This is a genomic window from Paraburkholderia lebeckiae, assembly GCF_014201005.1.
In the GTDB taxonomy this organism is placed as follows: Bacteria; Pseudomonadota; Gammaproteobacteria; order Burkholderiales; family Burkholderiaceae; genus Paraburkholderia; species Paraburkholderia tuberum.
Map to the genome: position 1 here is coordinate 119057 of NZ_JACHDK010000014.1, position 23146 is coordinate 142202.

Sequence of the window (23146 nt, forward strand, 5' to 3'; positions counted from 1 at the left end):
ACCTGCGGCAGAGCGCGAAGGTCGAGCGCAGCAACGAAAATGGCGATGCCACCGTGACATCGCCATTTTTATTTGAAACGGCGTGACGCCAATAAACTCGCCATCATCGTCGGCGCGTTCCCATCCGCCGCTCACGTATCCACACCACCAGCCGCCATCCCAGCAACGCGATCATCACCGCGCCGTAGATCTTCGGCAGCAACAGGTCGTGCTTGCCCGCCTTCATCCACCAGAAGTGCAAAATCGCGAGCGCGCCGATCACGTAGATCGCGCGATGCAGCGTCTGCCAGCGACGTCCGAGCTTGCGCACCATCGCGCGCGGCGACGTGACCGCAAGCGCGATCAGCAGCACGAACGCGGTGAAGCCCACCGTGATGAACGGCCGCTTGCCGATGTCCTTCAGAATCTCCGCAACATCGAACCACTTGTCGAACCACAGGTACGTGGTGAAATGCAGCGTCGCGTAGAAGAACGTGTAGAGCCCGAGCATGCGGCGGAAACGCACGAACGCGGCGACGCCGGTCAGACGGCGTAGCGGCGTCACCGCAAGCGTGATGCACAGGAACACGAGCGTCCACAGGCCGGTCGAGCGTGTGATGAATTCAATCGGATTCGCGCCGAGCCGGTCGGTCAGGCCGAACAGCATCAGGCGCGCGAGAGGATAGAGCGCCGCGATGAAGACTGCGACTTTCGTGGGCACGACCCAGCGCGCGCCGCCGGTGGAACGCGGCTTCGCCGCCGACGCCGACGACGTCCGCCGCGTCGCAGGCTCGGTGCGGGTGACAGTTTGCGTATCGGAAACCATCGTGCTCGCCCTAGAAGTTCTTCTTCAGGTCCATGCCCTGATAGAGCGACGCGACCTGATCGCCGTAACCGTTGAACATCAGTGTCTTGCGTTTCGGCGTGAAAAAGCCGTCTTCGCCGATGCGCCGTTCAGTGGCTTGACTCCAGCGCGGATGATCGACATTCGGATTCACGTTCGAATAAAACCCATATTCGTTCGACGCGTACGTGTTCCAGCTCGTCGGCGGCTGCTTCTCGACGAAGCGGATTTTCACGAGCGACTTCGCGCTCTTGAAGCCGTACTTCCACGGCACCACGACGCGCACCGGCGCGCCGTTCTGATTCGGCAGCACCTGGCCGTAGAGGCCCATCGTCAGTAGCGTCAGCGGATGCATCGCCTCGTCCATCCGCAGGCCTTCGGAGTACGGCCAATCGAGTATGGGTGCCGACAGCCCTGGCATCTGCGACGGATCGGCGAGCGTGAAGAACTGCACGTACTTTGCATTGCCGGTCGGCTCGACGCGTTTGATCAGCTCCGACAGCGAGACGCCGATCCACGGCACCACGATCGACCAGCCTTCGACGCAGCGATGCCGGTACACACGCTCCTCGAGCGGCGCGAGCTTCAGCAGATCGTCGATGTCGTACACCTTCGGATTCTTGATCTCGCCCTCGACGCTCACCTTCCACGGATGCGGCCGCAACGTGCCCGCGTGCTGCGAGGGGTCGGATTTATCGGTGCCGAACTCGTAGAAATTGTTGTAGGTTGTGATGTCCTTGTACGGCGTGATCTTGTCGAGCGCGACGAACCTGGTGTTGGTTTTCGCCGCGAGCTTCTGCGCCTTCGGATCGGGCGACGAGTAGGTCGCGAGCGCCTCGCCGCTCACGCCGATCAGGCCGCCGAGCGCCATCGCGCCCGCCGCCTGGAGGATGCGTCGCCGGTTCTCGAACACGTGCCGCGGCGCGATTTCGCTGCGCGCGATGTCATCGCCGGTCAGTTGAATTCTGTCGCTTCGCTTGATCCACATCGTGCTGCTCCTTGCCGGCCCGCCGCGTCGCGCGCGTTGCGGAGCCTTATTGATGATCGCCCCTTTGGGGGCGTCTGTCATCCACGGGTAGTTGCTCAGGTGCTCGACTGGCGAACACCGGGGAGCAACGAATATTCCATCGGCCATAAAAAAACCGCCGGTGCGAAAGCACGCGGCGGTTCTTAGTCGGTTCAGCGCGGCGGATCTTACAGCTTGCCGTAGCTATGCAAGCCCGACAGGAACATGTTCACGCCGAGGAACGCGAAGCTCGTGACCAGCAGCCCGGTCAGCGCCCACCACGCGGCGAGCGCGCCGCGCAGGCCCTTCATCATACGCATGTGCAGCCAGGCCGCGTAGTTCAGCCACACGATCAGCGCCCACGTCTCCTTCGGGTCCCAGCTCCAGTAGCCGCCCCAGGCTTGGGCGGCCCACAGCGCGCCGAGAATCGTCGCTATCGTGAAGAACGCGAAGCCGACCGCGATCGACTTGTACATCGCGTCGTCGAGCACGTCGAGCGCCGGCAGACGATCCGCGAGCACGCCGCGTTCCTTCGCCAGATATGCGACGCCGACCATCGCCGACAGCGCGAAGCTGCCATAGCCGATGAAGTTCGCCGGCACGTGAATCTTCATCCACCAGCTTTGCAGCGCCGGCACGAGCGGCTGGATTTGCTGCGCGTCGCGCGCGACCGAGTACCACATCAGGAAGCCGACGGCTGCGCTGATCACGAGCAACACGAACGCGCCAAGCGCGCGCGTGTTGTAGTGCTGCTCGTAGTACAGATAGAACAGCGCGGTGATCAGGCTGAACAGCACGAACACTTCATAGAGGTTCGAAATCGGAATATGGCCGACGTCCGCGCCGATCAGATACGACTCGTACCAGCGCACCATCATGCCGACGAAGCCCATCAGCACCGCCGCCCACGTCATCTTCGAGCCGATCGCGGCGCCGGTCGGCGAGCGCGACAGCAGCGCGATCCAGTAGAACACGGTCGCGAATACGAAGAGCGCGCTCATCCACAGGATCGCGGACTGACTCGACAGGAAATACTTGAGGAAGAAAGCGTTGTCGGCGCGGCTCAGATCGCCGTCGTAGATCTGGATCGCCAGCAGCGACAGGGCGGCGATTCCCAACATCAGCGGACGCACCGGCTTCCAGCGCCAGCCGAGCACGACGAAAACCGGCACCGAGCACATCAGCACCAGTTTGTCGTAGTAGTTCATGAACGGGTAATAGCGCGACAGCGCGAACCCGGTGCCCCCGACGAGCGCGAGCGCGAACAGCCAGTCGGCGATACCCAGGCGTTTCAGGAACGGCCGTTCGTCGAAATTCGGGAGTTCGGGCGTGCTGCTCGCAAACGCCGTCTCGGCGCGTGAAGCAGAAGAAGAGGAGGAGGAAACCTGAGTCAAGTCCATGATCTTACCGGGTCGAATCCTGTGAGCTTGCAGACGGAGCGGCGGCCTGAGCAGTCGGGCTGGCATCGGCTGCTTCGATGAGTTTCGCGCCCAGTGCGGCGCTCACGGCGGCGCGCGTCTGGACGAACTCTTTCTCGAAGTCTAGCGTCTTACGCGCGCTCGACATCGCCATTACGACGCTCGTGCCGTGATCCGTATCCTTGAGCCAGAACCACAGACGCCGTTCGCGAACGTAGAACATCGAGAAGATGCCCAATACGAGAAGCAGGCTGCCAAGATACACGACTTTTTTGCCCGGCGCGCGCGTCAACTGAAATACCGAAGCTTGCACCTGCTTGAATGAGTCAAGCTGCAAATAGACCGGCGATCCATACAGAAAGCTGTCGGAAATCGCATTAAGCGAACTCTGGATGAAGCGGCTCGTGTCCGCATCGGCGGGCGCGGCGGGCTCGCCGAGCCGCTGGCGCGACTGTTGCCACAAGTCCCACGTCACGCCTTCGAGCATGCGAAGCAGCAGGCCCGCGGCCTTTTCCTGCTCGCCCTTCGGTACCGAGCGGTCGATAAACTCAGCGACCGCCTGGAAGCCGCCGAGCGTTTCGCCATTCGGCATCTTCATGCTGCTGTCGGCGCCCGCAAAAAGGGTCAGCACCCGCAAGGCGCTTTCCTCCAGATGTTGCTGCAACTCCGCATTTGAACCCGGCACCGAACGCTGCGCGAATTGATGAGCGGCGATGGCCCGTTGGTTGGGGTCTTCCAGCGTGGCGCGCAGATTCATCCATTCCTTGAGCGTGCCGCCGCTGTCGGCGGGAATTCGCAGATAGCGGAACGGGTCGTCGGGATTCAAGCGCATGCCGGCGAGGAACATTTTCTCGCCGTTCACGTCGACGGGCAGCATGTAGTTGTTGTATTCGCGCGCCTGGCCATCCTTGCCGCGAATCTTGTACTGCACCGACGGGCCGACGTTGTGCAGATCGAGCGGCTTCGACGTTTTCGCGCCGGAGCCGAGGCGCTCGTCGAACGCTTCCTTCAGCGAGTGCTGCGCGGCAACCCCGCGCGCATCGTTCTGCCCGTTACCGTTCGAGATGTTTTCGACGTTGATCGCGCGGAAGTCGGTGAATTCGACGGTCTGGCCATCGGCCAGCGGCGTGGCCGAGCTCAACGGCGCGCTGCCGCCGATCGTGCCGCCAAACGGCGCGGGCTTTGCACTCGGGCCGGACATCGGGAAGGCAGTCATCTGCATCTGCGAGCCGCCGTCCTGGAAGCTCGATTGATAAATTGACACGCCGTCGTATTCGAACGGCTTGTTGACCTCGACGCGCGCCGGCACGCGCGCGCCGGTCTTGTGATCGATCACGACGATGTCGCTCGCGAACAGCTTCGGCATGCCGGTCGAGTAGTAATCGACGATGAACTTGTTGAGCTCGATCGAAAACGGCAGGTCCTGGATCAGCGAACCATTGGGCTGATTCAGGATCGCGGTCGACACGTGCTGCCCTTCGGGTACCCACGCGTAGCCGCGGAACGTCGGGTTCGATTGCGACAGCCGATGCTCAGGCGAAATCTCGTTGATGACCGTGTTCGAGTTGATCGGCGACTTGTCGAACAGCCACATTTGGAGCTTGATCGGCAGATTGCTGTCGAGCAGGCCGCCGAGGCAGATCACGACGATCGCGAGGTGCGCGGAGATGTAGCCGAACTTCGTCAGCGCGCCACGCTTCGCGGCGATCAACGTCGCGCCGTCCGACTCGCGCGTGACGAACTTGTAGCCGAGCTTCGCCGACAACCTTGCGAGCACCGCCGCCGACTGCGCGCGCGCGCCGTGCACCGCGAACTCGCCCTTGTGATGGAACGCGCGCAGGCTGCCTTCGCGAACCTTGTCCTTCCAGCTCCTCGCGTCGGCGACCATCTTCGGCCCATTGCGGATCACGCACAGCGACACGGACACCATCAGGAAGCCGAGAATCAGCATGAACCACCACGAGCTGTACACTGTGTAGAGGCTCAGCGCGCGGAAAATGTCCGCCCAGAACGGACCGAACTGGTTGACGTAGTTGGGATACGGATCGTCCTGCGTGAGGACGGTACCGATGATGCTGGCGATCGACAGAATCACCAGCAGCGCAATGGCAAAACGCATCGAGCTCAGGAGCTCGATGGCGCTGCGCATGACGCGATTGCCCGACTTCAACTGCAGACCCGACGTGGTGACGCTCATTCAAACTCCGACTGAACAGCAAAAAAGGGTGAAGGGCTGTCATAGCGACGACACCCTCACCCTTTTCTTGTTTTTCACCGGCCTCGCCGGGCCGGTTGGATTCGCGCGGACGAAGCGCTTAATGCAGGCCCGCGATGTAGTCGGCGACCGCTTTGATTTCGTTGTCCGACAGACGCGATGCTATCGCATGCATCGCGTCGTTGTTATTACGAGCGCCCGGACCTTGCGTGAACGCGGTCAATTGCGTCACCGAGTACTCGGCCCACTGCCCCGACAGGCGTGGATACTGGATCGGAATACCCTGCCCCGTGGGCCCGTGACAGGCCGCACAGGCCGGCACGCCGCGGTCGGCAATCCCACCGCGATAGATCTGCTGCCCCACCGCGACGGTGTTCTTGTTGTGTGCATAGCCAGGCTTGGGCGTCTGCGTCGAGAAGTAAGCCGCGACGTTGATCATGTCCTGATCGGAAAGCGCGGCGGCCATGCCCGCCATGATCGCATTGTTGCGCGCGGCCTGTTTGGCGCCCGGCTGCGCCTTGAAATCTCTGAGCTGCTTGACGAGATACTCAGGATGCTGGCCCGCCAGTTTCGGGTATGCGCCGCCGGCACTGTTGCCGTCTGCGCCGTGACATGACGCGCATACCTGTACCGCGATTGCCTGCCCCCGATTGATGTCCGGCTTTGCCGGATCTGCTGCTCGTGCCTGAATTGCCAAACCTGAAAGACCTGCCGTTACATGAAGCACCATCAGAGTCTTGCTCAGTCGATTCATTCGCACACCCTGTCTCGTCTTGTGGGATTTTAGAGGTTCTGCAAAGTACGACGACGGCGACCGAGTGACCGCCAGGAGCCGCCAAGGCACGTGGGGCGGCCTCCTAAGGTATTCAGTAAACCATCGTATTGTACAATAACTCGCTAATCGCTTAGACGCCAGTCGGGCTTGACCCCGTTCCCGCTGCGAGCTCCGCAGCTTCTCCATCTGGCTTCCACCATGCCCTTCCTGCTCCACGAATCCCGCTTCTATACCACCGTCAATCATCTGCGCGACCTGCCGGCCACCGCGCAGCCCGAGATCGCTTTCGCGGGACGCTCGAACGCGGGCAAGTCGACCGCGATCAACATCCTCTGCAATCAGAAGCGACTTGCGTTCGCGAGTAAGACGCCAGGCCGTACGCAGCACATCAATTATTTTTCGGTTGGCAAGGCAGATGAGCCGACCGCCTATCTTGTTGACCTGCCGGGCTACGGTTATGCCGAAGTGCCGGGAGCGGCGAAGGCGCACTGGGAGGCGCTGCTGTCCACGTATCTGCAATCGCGCTCGCAACTGCGCGGCATGATCCTGATGATGGATTCGCGCCGCCCTCTGACGGATCTCGATCGGCGCATGATCGAGTGGTTCGCGCCGACCGGCAAGCCGATCCACACGCTGCTCACCAAATGCGACAAATTGACGCGCCAGGAAAGCACGAACGCGTTGCGCACCGCGCAGAAGGGACTGGCCGAATATCGGGCTGCGGGCTATCGCGGCGAACTCACCGCGCAACTGTTTTCGGCGCTCAAGCGAACGGGGCTCGATGAAGCGCATGAGCTGATCGAGAGCTGGCTGATCCCGGAGGCAGCGGGCGAAACAGGCGAAATGCCGGCCGCGGGCTGAACGCATATCAATGCAGGAATCCCGCGACACGCGTGATATGCCTGTAAAACACGCGTCAGAGCGCGTTTGCGGCCGCGCATAAAAAAACCCGCCGCTTGAACGGCGGGTCAAACAGCCTAATCGAAAAACGACAGGCACCCGCTCAGGGAGGAGAAGCGGGGAGGTCAGCGCTAGGCGCCTTGCTCGATCGGTATGATATACCATTGTCTCGAAAAGTTTCCGGGAGCGGAGCCAGGTGCTATTTGTCCACTCCACCTATCCATGATCTTCGATTCGATATGAGCTTCTACCCTCACTACCGTCCGCGCCGCATGCGCCGTGACGACTTCTCTCGTCGCATGATGCGCGAAAACATCCTCACGACCAACGATCTGATTTACCCCGTGTTCATCGTCGAGGGAACCAACGTGCGGCAAGCCGTGCCGTCGATGCCGGGCGTCGAGCGGGTGTCGGTCGATCTGCTGATGGGCGTCGCCGAGCAGTGCGTCGAACTGGGCGTGCCGGTGTTGTCTCTGTTTCCGGCGATCGAGCCCTCGCTGAAAACACCCGAAGGCCGTGAAGCGGCCAACCCGGCGGGCCTGATCCCGCGCGCGGTGCGTGAGTTGAAGAAGAATTTTCCGGAGCTCGGCGTGCTCACCGACGTGGCGCTCGATCCGTATACGAGCCATGGTCAGGACGGCGTGCTCGACGAAGCCGGCTACGTGATCAACGACGAAACCGTCGAGATCCTCGTCGAGCAGGCTCGTGCGCAGGCGGAAGCCGGCGTCGACATCGTCGCGCCGTCGGACATGATGGACGGACGCATCGGTGCGATCCGCGAAATGCTCGAGAGCGAGGACCACATTCACACGCGCATCATGGCGTACGCGGCAAAGTACGCTTCGGCGTTCTACGGCCCGTTCCGCGATGCCGTCGGTTCCGCGACGAACCTAGGTAAGAGCAACAAGATGACCTACCAGATGGACCCGGCCAATTCGAACGAGGCGCTGCGCGAAGTGCAGGCCGACATCGACGAAGGCGCGGACATGGTGATGGTCAAGCCGGGCATGCCGTATCTGGACATCGTGCGTCGCGTGAAGGACGAGTTCCAGTTCCCCACCTACGTGTACCAGGTAAGCGGCGAATACGCGATGCTGAAGGCCGCCGCGCAGAATGGCTGGCTCGATCACGACAAGGTGATGATGGAATCGCTGCTCGCGTTCAAGCGTGCAGGCGCGGACGGCGTGCTGACGTACTTCGCGCTGGATGCAGCGAAGATCCTGCGTTCGTAGAAGTAAGCCTGGCGCGGTTTAGCGCGCGGCTGTCGAAAAAAAAACGGAGGCGAACCTTAGGGTTTCGCCTCCGTTTTTTTGTGCTGCCGTTGGCGAAGCGGCGACCTTGCAATGCCCCGCGGCCTTCGATTACACCCCCGACGCACTCGCCCGATCCAGTGTGCGCAGGAATTTATCCGCCGATTCGTAGCCGACCACCCGCAACACTTCCTTGCCACCCTGATCGAAAAAAATAATCCCCGGCGGCCCGAACAGATTGAAGCGCTTGAGCAGCGCCTGGTCGTCGGTATTGTTCGCAGTGACGTCGGCGCGCAGCAGATTCATCTGCTTCAGCTTCGCCTGAACGCGCGGGTCGCTGAAGGTGAATTTCTCCATCTCCTTGCAGCTCACGCACCAGTCCGCGTAAAAATCGAGCATGGCTGGCTGCGCCGCCGTTTTGACGGCCTGGTCGAGCTGATCCGATGAACGTACCGGCGCGAACGTCAAATCGCTTTGCGACGCCGTTGCGGCCGCGCTGGAGCCATCCTTCCCGATGCCTGCCTGATTGCCGACGCGAGCCGCGAGCACCGCCAGCGGTCGCAGCGGATCCGACGATCCCGCCGCGAGGCCAACTAGAAGCGCGGCTGCCCAAACTGCCATTACGACCCCGACCGCCCGCCCAAGCCGGTGCCATATCGAGGCGCCCGCAACCGACTTGGAAAACAGGCCGAGCGCAACCGCGGCGATCAGCAGCCAGAGCGCGCTCAACAGCATCGACGCCGCCCCGCCGAGCACCGGCCAAACAATCCACAGCGCCGCGGCCAGCAGAACGACGCCAAAGAACACTTTTACGCTGTCCATCCACTTGCCCGCGCGCGGCAGCAGCGTACCCGCGCCGAGGCCAATGATCAGCAGCGGCAGCCCGAGCCCGATGCCCATCGAGAACAGCGCCGCGCCACCGAGCACGGCGTTGCCGGTATGCGCGATGAACGCGAGCACCGCAAAAAGCGGCGCGGTCATGCAGGCGCCGACAACCAGCGCCGACAGCGCGCCCATCACGGCGACCGCGGTTAATTTGCCACCCGAGCGTCCCGCTGACGCGCTCGACATGCGTTCGCGCCAGCGCGGCGGCAGTTCGAGATCCACACCGGCGATCAGCAGCAGCGCGAAAATCATAAGAAGCCCGCCGAACGCGCCGAGCACCCACGGGTTCTGCAGCCATGCGCCGAGACTCTGCCCGACGAGTGCCGCCACGGCACCCAGCACCGTGTACACGAGCGCCATCCCGACTACATACGCGAGCGACAGCGCGAAGCCACGCCTGCGCGTGACGCGCGCTCCCTCACCGATGATGATCGCCGACAGAATCGGAATCATCGGATACGAGCACGGCAGCAAGCTTAGAATGGCGCCGGCAACGAAATAAAGCCCGACGATCGCAAAAAAACCGCCACGCTGCAGCAGCGACTGCGCGTAATCAGCGCTGGTGGCGCGTTCGTACCAGGGTTCGTTGTCAGTGGCGGCGGATTGTTGCGCGGTTGGGGTCGCCGCCCCGCTGCCAGCCAGCTGCAGCGCCTCGCTGCTCACGTGGTACACGCGCTCCATCGGGGGGTAGCAGATGCCCGCGTCGGCGCAGCCCTGCGACGTCACCGCAAGATCGAACGGTTCGGCAGCCTGCTTGACCGGAATACGAATAGTCACCTTGTTGCGATACGTCTCGACATTCTTGTTGAATGTCTGATCGAACTTCACGTGACCGCCTGGCAGTTCAGGCTCGCCAAGCGTCGCCGTGCCGTTGCGGGTCGCGAACGCGAAGCGCTCGCGGTACATGTAGTAGCCGTCTGCAATCTTGTAGGTGACGACGACTTGGCCGGGGGCCTCGGTCGCGCTGAACCGGAACGCGACAGACGGGTCGAGGAAGTCGTCCGCGGCGCGTGCGAGCGTGGCGACTTGCGCGAGGAACACCCAGCCGAGCAGAAAGAATGCGGTGCGCAGCGCAGCGCGCGCGCGCCGGTCGAGACCGTTAAACATGAAGAGAGCGTTGGGTTTCAGCAGTGATCCACTGGCCGTAGGCGGCGGAGGCAATCGCTTGCCATGAGAGGATTTCCGGCGTGCCGTACGGATGGTGAGCCTGAATGTATTGCTCCAGTTCGAGCGCGCGAGCGGCGCTGGTCTTGAACAGCAGCTGGATTTCCTGCGCGGTTTCAATCGCGCCCTGCCAGTGATAGCTCGACTGCACGCTGCCTAGCTGGGTGACGCACGCGCAAAGGCGAGCAGCGAGCGCGTCGGCTGCGAGCTTTTGAGCGACGGCCGCATCCGGCACCGTTGTCAGCACCAAGGTCACATTCACACTCACACTCACACCAAGCTCCGGCGGCGCAGGATTTCGATCCCGATATCGTATCACCTGGCCCTGTCGCCCTGCATGGCGCCACGCAGTGCGGCCGCGACATTTGGTCACTGCGACGCGGCTTTCGACATCGATGAAAAATCCGCCGCCGTGTCAAATCCTGGAATAGGTTGACAGTATTCAGATGCTAGAGTGCCCGACGCACCGCATCGAGCGTTTTGTATTTCGGCATGTGGCCGCTCATAGTTGTAGGTGCGCACCGACTGTTCGACCATCTTTGCCGCCTGCTTGAGATCGGCAGGACGCTGCAGCAAGAAGTCGCCTTCAGGAATGGCTTTGATTCGTTCGGCCAAGGCGTTCCGATAGTAGTCGTAGCCGTCCGTCATCGAACATCGCAAGCCGTGGCGCCGATGAATACCCTGATAGTAGGTCGAACAGTACTGCTTAGGTTCAACGAGTCGTCGCAACACCCGCCATCAAGCTGCGAATAGTAACTCCTCTAGCGCTTCTGCTGGCGTCTTCCATCCGAGTGTTTTGCGTGGTCGGCGGTTTAGCGCGTTGGCGACCGCGTCGAGTTCACGCTCCGAGTATCGGCTGATATCGGTGTCCTTTGGAAAGTATTGTCGAAGTAGGCCGTTGGTGTTCTCATCGATCCGCGCTGCCACGGGCTTTGTGGATCGGAGAAGTAAATTGCTAGGCCGGTGTCGATCTTTAGCTGGTATCCGTCAGCGGAACCCGTGTTGACGGAATCGCCGGGTTAGATGTCGACAATCTTTCGCAGCAGAGCGTACGAGACTCGCCAATGGCCTTCCGAATCATTAACGGCGATAGACGCAGTTTTCGCATTCAACCGGACGATGACGCCGACTCGTTCGCCCAGATGTTTGTCGGTGAAGCCAACGGTGTCGCCAATGAAGAATTCCTCGCGTTGTGCTCGCGGTGGCGGCGACGCGGGCGCGCGAGTCGGGCCGCTCACAGTGTCAGGGATAACCGCCGCGTATGGCACCGACCAACGCTGACGGCTCTGGTTATCCTGGATCACCGCCTGGGATTGCCGCAACTCCACCACCGTTCCGTGCGAAGGTGGTCCGAGCGGATCACCCCCGATATAGCTAACCTCCATTCCCAGGTGCAGGCGTTGACGCACTTCGAGAATCCGTCGCGGGTCGTCCAGCATTTTGCCGATGGCGAGATAGAGGCGATACAACTCGGCGCTGGGCGCCTGCCGAAGCGAGTCGAGAATGTCCATGGGCGGTGAGGTGTTTATCGGGCGAACGGCAACAGTTCGTACACCCGGTTGACAGGATACGATGGTAACTGCTCAAGCGTGCGCTGAAGCCACGAATAGGGCTCGATTGCGTTCAGGCGAGCTGTACCGATCAGGGAATACATCGTGGCGGCCGCTCGAGCGCCACGCGCCGAGCCTGCGAATATCCAGTTCGATCTTCCGACGGCAATCGGGCGAATCTGACGCTCCAGCGCATTGTTGTCCGGTAGCGGAATACCGTTCTCAGTGTAGCGACGAGCGCTGGCCAATGACGTAATGCATAGCCGAAGGCTTTCGCGAGTGGCGCCTGAGTCGGCAAACCGATGACGTTGCCCTCCAGCCATTGCCGGAACTGTTTGAGCACCGGCAGCGCCTCGGTTTGCCGCGCCGCATATTTGATGTCGGGTGTGTGATCCTTGATCCGCGACTCGATCGCATACAGTCGGGCGCTCCATTGCAGCGCTTGCGCTGCAAGTCCGGGTTTGCTTTGCGCCTTCGCGATTTCGAAGAAGCGTCGGCGGCAATGGGCCCAACATCCGATCTCGGGACGATGTCTCCTGTTTCGTAGAGCGCGTCATGCCCACTGTACGCGTCCGCCTGCAGATAACCTTTGTGCTTTTGCAGGTACCGCAGCGGATGCGAGCCCGCGCGCGATTCGGCGAACTCGAACACCACCGCCGGCGGGTGGTCGACCCAGACGCCGTTCTCCTCGCGTTGGCCGGCGCCCAGATAGCCCCATAATCGCGCCGTGCGCGTCGCCTTGCGACCTTTCTCGAGCAATGGCAACGTCGTGTCGTCCACGTGCATGCGCGGGGCTCGCAACTGGTGAGACCGTCGCGGTGGCAGCAGCACTTCGAGCAGTTCGGCTGCCGCCAGCTTCCATTCGCACAGCGTTGCCCGGGGCAGATGCACACCACGTCATGCATAGCGCATTTCCTGCCGGTTCAAAGGCAGATGATCGACGTAGGTATTGACCAGGACGTTAGCCAGTAGGCTTGCGCTCGCATCGCTCTTCGGCAGCGGCGAAGGCTGTGCGCTTGCGGTTACGATGGTCGACTCACCGTCTTTCCTTGCCGCGTACCTGAAGCGGATGTGCTCGATGACGGTGAGCCTGGACAGTTCGTAGTGCAGCGTCTCGCTGCGCTCTTCGCCGATACTCTCGAGCGAATCGAATGCGACTTTCTGTTCGTCGCTCAGATCGTATTCAACTCGCCTGCGCGGCAGATTCTTCGGCAGCGTCGGACGCCCCTTGCGGGTGTGGCCCGCGACCGCTACCTCCACGGACTCAGGTGGGACGGGCAACTCCGTGGTCGCATCGAACAGTTCCGCTTGGCACGACAGCCGCTCGGAACTGACACCGAAGCGCGCGCGGTTCGCCTGGGCAATCTGGTGCTGCAGGATTTCCAGCTGCTCCCACAGCACGCATGCCAGCCTGTTCTGTTCGAGCGCGAAGGCTTGCAGCGCATCGGGCTCGACCGGCAAATCCGCGACAGTGATGGCGGTGGGCGACATGGCTATCATGATGCCCAACTCGCGCGACGTTTACAAGATCGGAGAGCGTTGTATCTGCGCAGGCAATAGCCAGTTCAGCTCACGCGCGTCACTGCGACGGCGCGATGCGGCTCCTGCGCCGGGATCTCAATGCCTTCGAACCATGCGTTGAGCTCGGCGAGGTGTGAAGCCGCGTAGCGCGAGCGCCAGCGGTGACGGAAGGCGGCCCTTTCAAGGCGCGTGTACCAGAGCGCGAAGCCGGTGCGATCCCAGTAAAGGCATTTGACTTTCGAGCGGTCCCGGCCGACGAACACAAACAGATTGCCCGAGACAGGGTTCTGGGCGTTCCGCCCCACGCTCAGCCTTCAATTGGGCGACTGTGGCCCGATACGTTAGCGTATTTCAGGATGAGTCGCAGAAAACAAAAAAGCCAGGCGATGCGCCTGGCTTTTTGTCGAAGCAGAAAGCTTACTCAGCTTCTTGCACTTCCGTTTCTTCAACTTCCGGACGGTCGAGCAGTTCGACCAGTGCCATCGGCGCATTGTCACCAATGCGGAAGCCGAACTTCAGCACGCGGAGGTAGCCGCCCGGACGGTTTGCGTAGCGCGGGCCGAGCACGTCGAAGAGCTTCGTGACCGAGTCACGATCGCGCAGGCGGTTGAACGCCAGACGACGGTTTGCGAGCGACGGCTTCTTGCCGAGCGTGATCAGCGGCTCGACGACTTTACGAAGTTCCTTCGCCTTCGGCAGCGTGGTCTTGATGACTTCGTGCTCGATCAGCGAGTTGGACATGTTACGGAGCATTGCCAAACGGTGGCTGCTCGTGCGGTTCAGTTTCCGCAGACCATGACGGTGACGCATGTTAATTCCTTCAGTTCAAAGTTTTGGTCCAGCTCTTCTATCGCACTCGTTCTGCAGCATCAACAACAAACAGCGAGCGCACGGGCCGGTAGTGACAACAGACAAGACGCGGATTTTAAAGGAAAATCCGCGTCTTTGCCAGTACAGTACAGCGGCGCAATTCGCGGGTTACACCCGACCGAGTTGTCCGCTTACTTGTCGAGACCAGCCGGCGGCCAGTTTTCGAGCTTCATGCCGAGCGTCAGACCACGCGATGCCAGAACTTCCTTGATCTCGTTCAGCGACTTCCGACCCAGATTCGGAGTCTTGAGCAACTCGTTCTCGGTACGCTGGATCAGGTCGCCGATGTAGTAGATGTTCTCGGCCTTCAGGCAGTTCGCGGAACGAACCGTCAGTTCGAGATCGTCGACCGGACGCAGCAGGATCGGATCGATCTGCGGTGCGCGCGACGGCGCTTCCGCCGCTGCTTCGGTACCTTCCAGCGCCGCGAACACCGACAGCTGATCGACCAGAATGCGCGCCGATTGACGGATCGCTTCTTCCGGCGAAATCACACCGTTGGTCTCGATGTTCATCACGAGCTTGTCGAGGTCGGTGCGCTGCTCGACGCGAGCGCTTTCGACCGCGTAGCTCACGCGACGAACCGGCGAAAACGAGGCGTCCAGCACGATCCGGCCGATGATCTTGGCCGACTCTTCACCGTAGCGACGTACATTGCCCGGCACATACCCGCGGCCCTTTTCGACCTTGATCTGCACGTCGAGCTTGCCGCCCTTCGACAGATGCGCAATCACGTGATCGGGATTGATGACTTCGCAATCGTGTGCGAGTTCGATATCGCCGGCCGTGACCACGCCTTCGCCTTCCTTCCGCAGTGTAACCGTCACTTCGTCACGGTTATGCAGCTTGAAGACGACGCCCTTCAGGTTCAACAACAGGTTGACCACATCCTCTTGCACACCGTCGAGCGTCGAATACTCGTGCACGACGCCTGCAATCGTCACCTCGGTCGGGGCGTAGCCCACCATCGACGACAACAGCACGCGCCGAAGCGCGTTACCCAAGGTGTGGCCATAACCGCGTTCAAACGGCTCCATGACCACTTTCGCGTGGCTCTCGCCAAGCGATTCAACTGCAATAATCTTGGGCTTCAACAAACTGGTTTGCATAGGTTTTCCTTTTCAATACCCTCGGCTCGTTACACCGATAAGGCTGACCGGTAACAACCTGAAAAATAAACAGCCGAGACACCCCCTTGCGCAACGCAATCAGGGCGCCCCGGCCGTCAATCCGTTTACCGCGAATACAATTCGACGATCAGGCTTTCGTTGATGTCGCCAGCGATGTCGCTGCGTTCCGGCTTCTGCTTGAAGGTACCTTCGAACTTCTTCGCGTCGACCGCGACCCAGCTCGGCATGCCGCCTTGTTCAGCGAGCGACAGCGCCTCAACGATGCGAGCCTGCTTGCGCTTCTGTTCGCGTACGGCGACGACGTCCCCAGCCTTCACTTGCATCGACGGGATGTTCGTCACGACGCCGTTCACCGTGATTGCCTTGTGGCCAACGAGCTGACGTGCTTCAGCGCGCGTCGAGCCGAAGCCCATGCGATACACGACGTTGTCCAGACGCGATTCGAGCAGTTGCAGCAGGTTTTCACCCGTGTTGCCCTTCAGGCGGTCTGCTTCAGCGAAGTAGCGGCGGAACTGGCGCTCGAGGACACCGTAGATACGCTTTACTTTTTGCTTCTCGCGCAGCTGAGTGCCATAGTCGGACGTACGTGCGCCCGAGGTACGGCCGTGCTGGCCGGGCTTGCTGTCAAGCTTGCACTTGTCGGCGAGCGAACGGCGCGCGCTCTTCAGGAAGAGGTCAGTGCCTTCACGGCGGGACAGCTTGGCCTTGGGGCCGATATAACGTGCCACGTTGATTCCTTCTGTGATTTATCACGCGAATGCTTCCACTCGCGCTAGTCCGAACCCTTTGGGTCGAACGGTGGGCTTAGTCAATTCAATAACGCGCGCAGCCCGCCACCGCGCAAGGCGGCAACAGGCGCTCGCAATCCCAGCGTCTTAGATACGACGACGCTTCGGCGGACGGCAGCCGTTGTGCGGGACCGGCGTCACGTCGGAGATCGCGGTGATCTTGATGCCAAGACCGTGCAACGCGCGCACCGCCGATTCACGGCCAGGACCGGGGCCCTTGATCCGCACTTCGAGGTTCTTAACGCCGTATTCCATCGCCACCCGGCCTGCCGACTCAGCTGCGACCTGAGCTGCAAACGGGGTCGACTTACGCGAACCCTTGAAGCCCTGACCGCCTGACGTTGCCCAAGCAAGCGCGTTGCCTTGACGGTCGGTAATCGTGATGATGGTGTTGTTGAACGACGCGTGAACGTGAACCACGCCCTCGGCGACGTTCTTCTTGACCTTCTTGCGAACGCGTTGCGCCGCGGAGTTGTTCGAAGCCTTAGCCATTACGTTTTCCTGTAACTGTCAGTTCCGCTTACTTCTTCAGCGATTGCGCTGCACGACGCGGCCCCTTGCGCGTACGGGCATTCGTACGCGTACGCTGGCCGCGCAGGGGAAGACCCTTACGATGCCGCACGCCACGATAGCAGCCGAGATCCATCAGGCGCTTGATGTTCATCGTCGTTTCACGGCGCAGATCGCCTTCAACGATGAACTTGCCGACTTCTTCACGCAGCTTTTCGAGGTCTGCGTCAGTCAGGTCTTTGACCTTCTTCGAAAATGCCACACCAGCAGCGACGCAAATGTCGCGCGAGCGCGTGCGACCGACACCGTAAATAGCCGTCAGGCCGATTTCAGTATGCTGGTGATTCGGGATGTTAACCCCTGCGATACGAGCCATTGTTTTTCCTCAAACAAAAAGCGCAAGCAAAAGCGCGGCGTTCAGCCTTGACGCTGTTTGTGGCGCGGATCAGAGCTGCAAATCACGCGCACAACGCCTTTGCGCTTGATGATCTTGCAATTGCGGCAAATGCGCTTAACCGATGCCATCACTTTCATGATATTACCCTTTTTTCAAATCACTTCGCCCGGAACACGATCCGCGCACGCGACAGATCGTAAGGCGTCAATTCAACCGTCACCTTGTCGCCCGGCAAAATCCGGATGTAGTGCATCCGCATTTTGCCGGATATGTGTCCCAACACGACATGGCCGTTTTCCAGCTTCACCCTGAAGGTAGCGTTAGGCAGGTTCTCGATTACTTCGCCCTGCATCTGGATAACATCGTCTTTGGCCATAAGTCCTTTCAACGCATCGGGACGCCGCCGCCTTTGAAGTTAGCTTTCTTCAGCAGCGATTCATACTGTTGCGACATAACGTACGACTGCACCTGTGCCATGAAATCCATTGTGACGACGACAATGATCAGCAGCGACGTTCCACCAAAATAAAACGGCACGTTCCAGCGCAGCACCAGAAATTCGGGCAGCAGGCAAACGAACACGATGTAGATCGCACCGGCCAACGTCAGACGCGTTAGGATGCGGTCGATATATCGCGCCGTCTGATCGCCCGGGCGGATGCCAGGGACGAAAGCGCCGCTCTTTTTCAGGTTGTCGGCCGTTTCCCTGCTGTTAAACACCAGTGCGGTGTAAAAGAAACAGAAGAAGACGATCGCCAACGCGTACAGCAACACGTACACGGGTTGACCGGGCTTCAGGGCTTCGGCCACGTTGTGCAACGTGTCTGCGAACCAGCTGGTACGCGAACCCGAACTGAACCAGTTCAGGATAGTTGCCGGGAAGAGAATGATCGACGATGCGAAGATCGGCGGAATCACACCCGACATGTTCAGCTTCAGCGGCAAATGCGAAGACTGGCCGCCGTAAATCTTGTTGCCCACTTGCCGCTTCGCGTAATTCACAAGAATCTTGCGCTGGCCACGTTCGATGAACACCACCAGATACGTCACAGCCGCAATCAGCGCGACGACGATAATCGCCGAGATGATGCTCATGGAGCCGGTTCGCACCAGTTCAAAGAGACCACCGATTGCGTTCGGGAAACCTGCCGCAATACCGCCGAAAATGATGATCGAGATACCGTTACCAAGCCCGCGTTCCGTGATCTGCTCACCCAGCCACATCAGGAACATCGTGCCGGTCACTAGCGTCACGACCGTCGTCAAGCGGAAAACCATCCCCGGATCGATCACGAGGCCCGGCTGATTTTCCAGCGCGACGGCAATACCGAAGGCCTGGAACGTCGCCAGCACAACCGTGAAGATCCGCGTGTACTGCGTAATCTTCCGCTGACCTGCCTGCCCTTCCTTTTTCAGCGCTTCGAGCTGCGGCGAAACAATCGCCAGCAACTGCATGATGATCGACGCCGAAATGTACGGCATGATCCCAAGCGCGAAAATCGTGAACCGCGAAAGTGCGCCACCCGAGAACATGTTGAACATGCCAAGGATGCCGCCCGACTGGCTTTGGAACAGCTTCGCCAGTTGGTCCGGGTCGATACCCGGCACCGGAATGTGCGCGCCGATTCGGTAGACGACCAAGGCCAGCAGCAGGAACACTGCTCGCCGGCGCAGATCACCAAACTTCGCCGCGCTGCGACCGGGTTTTGCGAGACTCGGGCTGTTAGCCAAGTACCTTCTCCGATGCAAATGCTAGTGACGGCAAATAACTTGCGCGTTACTCGGCAAAAGAGCCACCGGCTGCCTCGATAGCAGCACGTGCGCTCTTGGTCGCACCCAGACCCTTCACAACGACCTTGCGCTTGAGCTCGCCCGTTGCAATGATCTTGGCGCTACGGATCAGCTCGCCGACCAAGCCGGCTTGCTTGAGAGCCAGCAGATCGATTTCGTCGACCGGCAGCTTCTCCAGATCCGAGAGACGCACTTCACCGACGAATTCCTTCGTCAGCGAGGTGAAGCCACGCTTCGGCAGGCGACGTTGCAGCGGCATTTGACCGCCCTCGAAGCCAACCTTATGAAAGCCGCCCGAACGCGACTTCTGACCCTTGTGACCACGGCCAGCGGTCTTGCCGAGGCCGGAGCCGATGCCGCGACCAACGCGACGCTTTGCGTGCTTCGCGCCTTCAGCCGGCTTCAGGTTATTCAATTCCATTATCAACTCCTTGAGTCCTGGTCAGCCGCTTAGCTGATGACCTTAACGAGGTACGAAACCTTGTTGATCATGCCGCGCACAGCCGGCGTGTCCTGCAACTCGCTAACCGAATTGAGTCGGCGCAGACCCAAGCCACGCACCGTTGCACGGTGCGATTCACGGGTGCCGATCAGGCTCTTGACGAGCTGGACCTTGACAGTTTTATCAGACATGGTGTCCACCTTTAGCCCAGAATGTCTTCGACGGACTTGCCACGCTTCGCAGCGATGTCGGCCGGCGTGGACTGCTTGCGCAGGCCGTCGAGCGTCGCACGAACGAGGTTGTACGGGTTCGTCGAACCGTGGCTCTTGGCCACGACGTTCTGCACGCCCATCACGTCGAACACTGCGCGCATCGGGCCCCCAGCGATCACGCCGGTACCGTCCTTCGCCGGAGCGAGGAGAACCGTCGATGCGCCGTGCTTACCGTGCACTTCGTGTTGCAGGGTACCGTTCTTCAGCGGCACCTTGAACATGTTGCGACGAGCCTGCTCCATCGCCTTCTGAACAGCGACCGGCACTTCCTTCGCCTTGCCCTTGCCCATACCGACGCGGCCATCACCGTCGCCAACCACGGTCAGTGCAGCGAAGCCGAGAATACGGCCACCCTTCACGACCTTGGTCACGCGGTTGACCGAGATCATCTTTTCACGAAGGCCGTCGTCGCGTTCGTCAGCCTGAACTTTAGCTTGCATCTTTGCCATGACGAATTCTTCCCTTAGAACTTGAGTCCGGCTTCGCGCGCCGCATCAGCCAGCGCTTTCACGCGGCCGTGGTAACGGAAACCCGAACGGTCGAAGGCGACGGATTCGATGCCGGCAGCCTTAGCCTTTTCAGCAATGCGCTTGCCGATCAGGGTCGCAGCAGCAACGTTGCCGCCCTTGCCCGATTGATCGGCCAGTTGCGCACGCACTTCGGCTTCGAGCGTCGACGCGCTGGCGAGCACCTTGGTGCCGCACGGCGAGAACACTTGCGCATAGATGTGCGTGTTCGTGCGATGCACGGCGAGACGTGCGACCTGCAGCTCAGCGAGCTTGATACGCGTCTGACGAGCGCGGCGCAGGCGAGATTGAGTCTTATCCATGATTGCGCACCCTTACTTCTTCTTCGTTTCTTTGAGGATCACAACCTCATCGGAGTAACGCACGCCCTTGCCCTTGTAGGGCTCCGGCGGACGGTAGCCGCGCACTTCTGCAGCGACTTGACCGACTTGTTGCTTGTTGATCCCCTTGATCACGATTTCGGTTTGCGACGGGGTTTCTGCCTTGACGCCAGCCGGCATCTGGTGCACCACCGGGTGCGAGAAACCCAGCGACAGGTTCAGCTTGTCGCCTTGCGCTTGTGCGCGATAACCGACGCCAACCAGCGTCAGCTTGCGCTCGAAACCCTTCGTCACGCCGTGCACCATGTTCGCAACAAGCGCGCGCATCGTGCCCGACATCGCATTTGCTTCGCGGCTTTCATCGACCGGCTCGAACTTCAGCGTGCCGCTGTCGTTCACTACCTTCACGAGGCTGTTGGCAGCCTGCGAAATCGTACCCAGCGGACCCTTGACAGTAATGCTGTCGGCGCTCAGGGCCACCTCCGCGCCTTGCAGCGCGATCGGGCTCTTACCTACTCGAGACATGTTTCTCTCCTTTCGGCCTTAAGCGACGTAGCAGATGACTTCGCCGCCAACGCCCGTTGCACGTGCCTTGCGGTCCGTCATCACGCCCTTCGGCGTCGACACGATTGCCACGCCCAGGCCATTCATGACCACAGGGATGTCGTTACGGCCGCGGTACACACGCAGACCAGGCTTCGAGACGCGTTCAATGCGCTCGATGACCGGACGGCCAGCGTAATACTTCAACACGATGTTCAATTCCGACTTCGCACCTTCGGACTTCACTGCGAAATCGTCGATATAACCTTCGTCCTTCAGGACCTGCGCAATTGCAACCTTGACTTTCGACGAGGGCATAGTCACCGAAACCTTCTCGACCATCTGCGCATTGCGGATGCGAGTCAGCATATCGGCGATAGGATCACTCATGCTCATTTATGTTTCTCCTATTACCAGCTCGCCTTGGTCAGGCCAGGGATCTCGCCGCGGAACGCGATTTCGCGAATCTTGTTACGCGCCAGCCCGAATTTACGGAACGTGCCGCGCGGACGACCGGTAATTGCGCAACGGTTGCGCTTACGGGTCGGGTTAGAGTTTCGCGGCAGTTGCTGCAGTTCCAAGCGTGCTGCGTAGTGCTCTTCTTCCGACTTGCTCGCATCGCCAATGATTGCCTTCAATGCTGCACGCTTGGGAGCGTACTTGGCGGCGAGGCGAGCACGCTTCTTTTCACGTTCGATCAGTGCCAGTTTAGCCACGGTAACCTCAGTTTCTGAACGGGAACTTGAAGCTGGCGAGTAGAGCCTTTGCTTCGTCGTCAGTCTTCGCAGTCGTCGTGATGCTGATGTTCAGCCCACGCAGTGCGTCGATCTTGTCGTAGTCGATTTCGGGGAAAATAATCTGCTCTTTCACACCGATGTTGTAGTTGCCGCGACCATCGAACGCCTTGCCCGACACGCCACGGAAGTCGCGCACACGGGGGAGCGCAACCGTCACGAAACGGTCCAGGAATTCGTACATTGCCTGGCCACGCAGCGTGACCATTGCACCGATCGGATAGCCCTGACGGATCTTGAAGCCAGCGATTGCCTTGCGTGCCTTCGTGATCACCGGCTTCTGGCCCGCGATTTTCGTCAGATCGCCAACGGCGTTTTCGATGATCTTCTTGTCAGCGACGGCTTCGCCAAGGCCCATGTTCAGGGTGATCTTGGTGATGCGCGGCACTTCCATCACGGACTTGTAACCGAACTTCTCGATGAGGCCGGGTACAACCTTCTCTTTGTAAAACTCTTGCAAACGAGCCATTTTTTACTCCGCAGCGTCAGGCGCTCAGTACGGCACCGGTCGTCTTCAGGAAACGGACCTTCTTGTCCCCTTCGACCTTGATGCCTACACGCGATGGCTTGCCATTCGCGTCCACCAATGCGACGTTCGAAATTTGCAGCGGCATCGTCTTGGCTTCCACGCCGCCCGTCGTACCCTTCATCGGGTTCGGCTTGACGTGCTTCTTGACGAGATTGATGCCCTCGACAGTCACGGTCTCGCCGTGAACGGCCAGCACTACGCCACGCTTGCCCTTATCTTTGCCGGTGATGACGATAACTTCGTCACCCTTGCGAATCTTGTTCATCGCGACTCCTTACAGCACTTCAGGCGCCAGCGAAACGATCTTCATGAATCGTTCGCTACGCAACTCGCGCGTGACAGGCCCGAAAATACGGGTACCGATCGGTTCGAGCTTGGTGTTGAGCAACACAGCTGCGTTGCCGTCGAACTTGATCAGCGAGCCGTCCTGACGGCGCACGCCCTTGGCGGTGCGAACCACCACGGCGTTGTAGATTTCGCCTTTCTTCACGCGCCCGCGCGGCGTTGCCTCTTTGACAGTCACCTTGATGATGTCGCCAATGCTGGCATAACGACGCTTCGAGCCGCCGAGCACCTTGATGCACATGACTTCACGTGCACCCGTGTTGTCGGCCACTTCAAGCCGAGTTTCGGTCTGGATCATGGTTTATCTTTCCCAACTTAATCCGGTCACACCACCATGGCGCTTCCCGGTCAGTCTTGGTCCCGTCAGCCGATCGGCTGCTT

The 23146-nt window shown here is 60.4% G+C and carries 31 protein-coding genes and 4 pseudogenes; 2 read left to right on the top strand and 33 right to left on the bottom strand.

The features are described from left to right. Window positions 1-103: 103 nt before the first annotated feature. The 5 genes from msrQ to HDG39_RS24175 all read right to left on the bottom strand — a co-directional run bounded on the left by msrQ (window position 104) and on the right by HDG39_RS24175 (window position 6216). The gene (gene msrQ, locus HDG39_RS24155; RefSeq protein ID WP_184009252.1) at window positions 104-805 is read right to left on the bottom strand and encodes a protein-methionine-sulfoxide reductase heme-binding subunit MsrQ; all 702 of its coding nucleotides are present in this window, start codon (window positions 803-805) and stop codon (window positions 104-106) included. A gap of 10 nt (window positions 806-815) precedes the next feature. Further along, window positions 816-1811, bottom strand: a complete 996-nt coding sequence (gene msrP, locus HDG39_RS24160) for a protein-methionine-sulfoxide reductase catalytic subunit MsrP (protein WP_184009255.1) — start codon at window positions 1809-1811, stop codon at window positions 816-818. A gap of 206 nt (window positions 1812-2017) precedes the next feature. After that, entirely contained in the window at window positions 2018-3229 is a 1212-nt protein-coding gene (gene ccsB / locus HDG39_RS24165) for a c-type cytochrome biogenesis protein CcsB (protein ID WP_184009257.1), read from the bottom strand. Between the two features lie 4 nt (window positions 3230-3233). Then, the gene (locus HDG39_RS24170; protein ID WP_184009259.1) at window positions 3234-5444 is read right to left on the bottom strand and encodes a cytochrome c biogenesis protein ResB; all 2211 of its coding nucleotides are present in this window, start codon (window positions 5442-5444) and stop codon (window positions 3234-3236) included. Window positions 5445-5562: 118 nt separating this feature from the next. Then, window positions 5563-6216: a c-type cytochrome gene (locus HDG39_RS24175; protein ID WP_184009285.1), complete on the bottom strand. Its 654-nt coding sequence runs from the start codon at window positions 6214-6216 to the stop codon at window positions 5563-5565. A gap of 219 nt (window positions 6217-6435) precedes the next feature. On the opposite strand from HDG39_RS24175, the gene yihA reads away from it, so the two are divergent. Then, on the top strand, window positions 6436-7098 hold the full coding sequence (gene yihA, locus HDG39_RS24180; RefSeq protein ID WP_184009261.1) for a ribosome biogenesis GTP-binding protein YihA/YsxC: 663 nt from the start codon (window positions 6436-6438) through the stop codon (window positions 7096-7098). A gap of 278 nt (window positions 7099-7376) precedes the next feature. Further along, window positions 7377-8369 (top strand): porphobilinogen synthase, encoded by a 993-nt coding sequence (gene hemB, locus HDG39_RS24185; protein WP_184009263.1) that lies wholly within the window; start codon window positions 7377-7379, stop codon window positions 8367-8369. A gap of 129 nt (window positions 8370-8498) precedes the next feature. On the opposite strand, the gene dsbD is transcribed toward hemB, so the two are convergent. The 28 genes and pseudogenes from dsbD to rplN form a co-directional block, all read right to left on the bottom strand. After that, entirely contained in the window at window positions 8499-10379 is a 1881-nt protein-coding gene (dsbD, locus tag HDG39_RS24190) for a protein-disulfide reductase DsbD (RefSeq protein WP_184009265.1), read from the bottom strand. Further along, a complete protein-coding gene (cutA, locus tag HDG39_RS24195; RefSeq protein WP_311667241.1) occupies window positions 10372-10704 on the bottom strand; it encodes a divalent-cation tolerance protein CutA in 333 nt (110 codons plus the stop codon). Before cutA ends, dsbD begins: the two co-directional genes overlap by 8 nt. A gap of 181 nt (window positions 10705-10885) precedes the next feature. Continuing rightward, window positions 10886-11141: pseudogene (locus HDG39_RS24200) on the bottom strand (integrase core domain-containing protein); the annotation flags it as partial. Window positions 11142-11148: 7 nt separating this feature from the next. Then, window positions 11149-11401 (bottom strand): annotated as a pseudogene (locus HDG39_RS35220) (IS30 family transposase); the annotation flags it as partial. Between the two features lie 54 nt (window positions 11402-11455). Beyond that, the gene (locus HDG39_RS24210; RefSeq protein WP_184009266.1) at window positions 11456-11947 is read right to left on the bottom strand and encodes a hypothetical protein; all 492 of its coding nucleotides are present in this window, start codon (window positions 11945-11947) and stop codon (window positions 11456-11458) included. A gap of 14 nt (window positions 11948-11961) precedes the next feature. Next, window positions 11962-12090 carry a transposase domain-containing protein gene (locus HDG39_RS35885; protein ID WP_409259204.1) on the bottom strand — a complete coding sequence of 43 codons (129 nt, stop codon included), beginning with the start codon at window positions 12088-12090 and terminating at the stop codon, window positions 11962-11964. A 24-nt stretch (window positions 12091-12114) separates the two neighbouring features. Then, window positions 12115-12506 (bottom strand): annotated as a pseudogene (locus tag HDG39_RS35890) (IS66 family transposase); the annotation flags it as partial. 20 nt (window positions 12507-12526) lie between these two features. Beyond that, window positions 12527-12877, bottom strand: a pseudogene (locus HDG39_RS35895) (IS66 family transposase); the annotation flags it as partial. 6 nt (window positions 12878-12883) lie between these two features. Next, the gene (locus tag HDG39_RS24225) at window positions 12884-13486 is read right to left on the bottom strand and encodes an IS66 family transposase (protein ID WP_184009272.1); all 603 of its coding nucleotides are present in this window, start codon (window positions 13484-13486) and stop codon (window positions 12884-12886) included. Window positions 13487-13551: 65 nt separating this feature from the next. Then, window positions 13552-13812, bottom strand: coding sequence for an IS66 family insertion sequence element accessory protein TnpB (gene tnpB / locus HDG39_RS24230; protein ID WP_184009274.1), 261 nt, complete (start codon window positions 13810-13812; stop codon window positions 13552-13554). A gap of 112 nt (window positions 13813-13924) precedes the next feature. Beyond that, window positions 13925-14317, bottom strand: coding sequence for a 50S ribosomal protein L17 (rplQ, locus tag HDG39_RS24235; protein ID WP_018420158.1), 393 nt, complete (start codon window positions 14315-14317; stop codon window positions 13925-13927). A gap of 191 nt (window positions 14318-14508) precedes the next feature. Further along, on the bottom strand, window positions 14509-15486 hold the full coding sequence (locus HDG39_RS24240) for a DNA-directed RNA polymerase subunit alpha (protein ID WP_007730697.1): 978 nt from the start codon (window positions 15484-15486) through the stop codon (window positions 14509-14511). A 125-nt stretch (window positions 15487-15611) separates the two neighbouring features. Next, complete coding sequence (gene rpsD, locus HDG39_RS24245) at window positions 15612-16235, bottom strand: 30S ribosomal protein S4 (protein ID WP_062128339.1); 624 nt, start codon at window positions 16233-16235, stop codon at window positions 15612-15614. 147 nt (window positions 16236-16382) lie between these two features. Beyond that, window positions 16383-16787, bottom strand: a complete 405-nt coding sequence (gene rpsK, locus HDG39_RS24250) for a 30S ribosomal protein S11 (protein WP_006052224.1) — start codon at window positions 16785-16787, stop codon at window positions 16383-16385. A gap of 28 nt (window positions 16788-16815) precedes the next feature. Further along, window positions 16816-17181 (bottom strand): 30S ribosomal protein S13, encoded by a 366-nt coding sequence (gene rpsM, locus HDG39_RS24255; protein ID WP_013589830.1) that lies wholly within the window; start codon window positions 17179-17181, stop codon window positions 16816-16818. Between the two features lie 41 nt (window positions 17182-17222). Beyond that, window positions 17223-17339 (bottom strand): 50S ribosomal protein L36, encoded by a 117-nt coding sequence (gene rpmJ, locus HDG39_RS24260; protein WP_004199844.1) that lies wholly within the window; start codon window positions 17337-17339, stop codon window positions 17223-17225. 20 nt (window positions 17340-17359) lie between these two features. Further along, window positions 17360-17578 carry a translation initiation factor IF-1 gene (gene infA, locus HDG39_RS24265; protein ID WP_004521905.1) on the bottom strand — a complete coding sequence of 73 codons (219 nt, stop codon included), beginning with the start codon at window positions 17576-17578 and terminating at the stop codon, window positions 17360-17362. Window positions 17579-17586: 8 nt separating this feature from the next. Beyond that, window positions 17587-18933, bottom strand: coding sequence for a preprotein translocase subunit SecY (gene secY, locus HDG39_RS24270; RefSeq protein WP_013090753.1), 1347 nt, complete (start codon window positions 18931-18933; stop codon window positions 17587-17589). 46 nt (window positions 18934-18979) lie between these two features. Then, window positions 18980-19414, bottom strand: a complete 435-nt coding sequence (rplO, locus tag HDG39_RS24275) for a 50S ribosomal protein L15 (protein ID WP_018420156.1) — start codon at window positions 19412-19414, stop codon at window positions 18980-18982. 29 nt (window positions 19415-19443) lie between these two features. Continuing rightward, window positions 19444-19626: a 50S ribosomal protein L30 gene (rpmD, locus tag HDG39_RS24280; protein WP_008923335.1), complete on the bottom strand. Its 183-nt coding sequence runs from the start codon at window positions 19624-19626 to the stop codon at window positions 19444-19446. Between the two features lie 11 nt (window positions 19627-19637). After that, window positions 19638-20156 carry a 30S ribosomal protein S5 gene (rpsE, locus tag HDG39_RS24285; protein WP_007730604.1) on the bottom strand — a complete coding sequence of 173 codons (519 nt, stop codon included), beginning with the start codon at window positions 20154-20156 and terminating at the stop codon, window positions 19638-19640. A 14-nt stretch (window positions 20157-20170) separates the two neighbouring features. Then, entirely contained in the window at window positions 20171-20536 is a 366-nt protein-coding gene (gene rplR, locus HDG39_RS24290; RefSeq protein ID WP_018420155.1) for a 50S ribosomal protein L18, read from the bottom strand. 12 nt (window positions 20537-20548) lie between these two features. Continuing rightward, window positions 20549-21079 (bottom strand): 50S ribosomal protein L6, encoded by a 531-nt coding sequence (rplF, locus tag HDG39_RS24295; protein WP_184009275.1) that lies wholly within the window; start codon window positions 21077-21079, stop codon window positions 20549-20551. An 18-nt stretch (window positions 21080-21097) separates the two neighbouring features. Beyond that, a complete protein-coding gene (rpsH, locus tag HDG39_RS24300; RefSeq protein WP_006052216.1) occupies window positions 21098-21493 on the bottom strand; it encodes a 30S ribosomal protein S8 in 396 nt (131 codons plus the stop codon). A 14-nt stretch (window positions 21494-21507) separates the two neighbouring features. Beyond that, window positions 21508-21813: a 30S ribosomal protein S14 gene (gene rpsN, locus HDG39_RS24305; RefSeq protein ID WP_018420153.1), complete on the bottom strand. Its 306-nt coding sequence runs from the start codon at window positions 21811-21813 to the stop codon at window positions 21508-21510. A gap of 7 nt (window positions 21814-21820) precedes the next feature. Next, window positions 21821-22360: a 50S ribosomal protein L5 gene (rplE, locus tag HDG39_RS24310; protein WP_008923339.1), complete on the bottom strand. Its 540-nt coding sequence runs from the start codon at window positions 22358-22360 to the stop codon at window positions 21821-21823. A 16-nt stretch (window positions 22361-22376) separates the two neighbouring features. Then, entirely contained in the window at window positions 22377-22685 is a 309-nt protein-coding gene (rplX, locus tag HDG39_RS24315) for a 50S ribosomal protein L24 (protein WP_008923340.1), read from the bottom strand. 9 nt (window positions 22686-22694) lie between these two features. Continuing rightward, window positions 22695-23063, bottom strand: a complete 369-nt coding sequence (gene rplN / locus HDG39_RS24320; RefSeq protein ID WP_006998478.1) for a 50S ribosomal protein L14 — start codon at window positions 23061-23063, stop codon at window positions 22695-22697. Window positions 23064-23146: the final 83 nt, after the last annotated feature.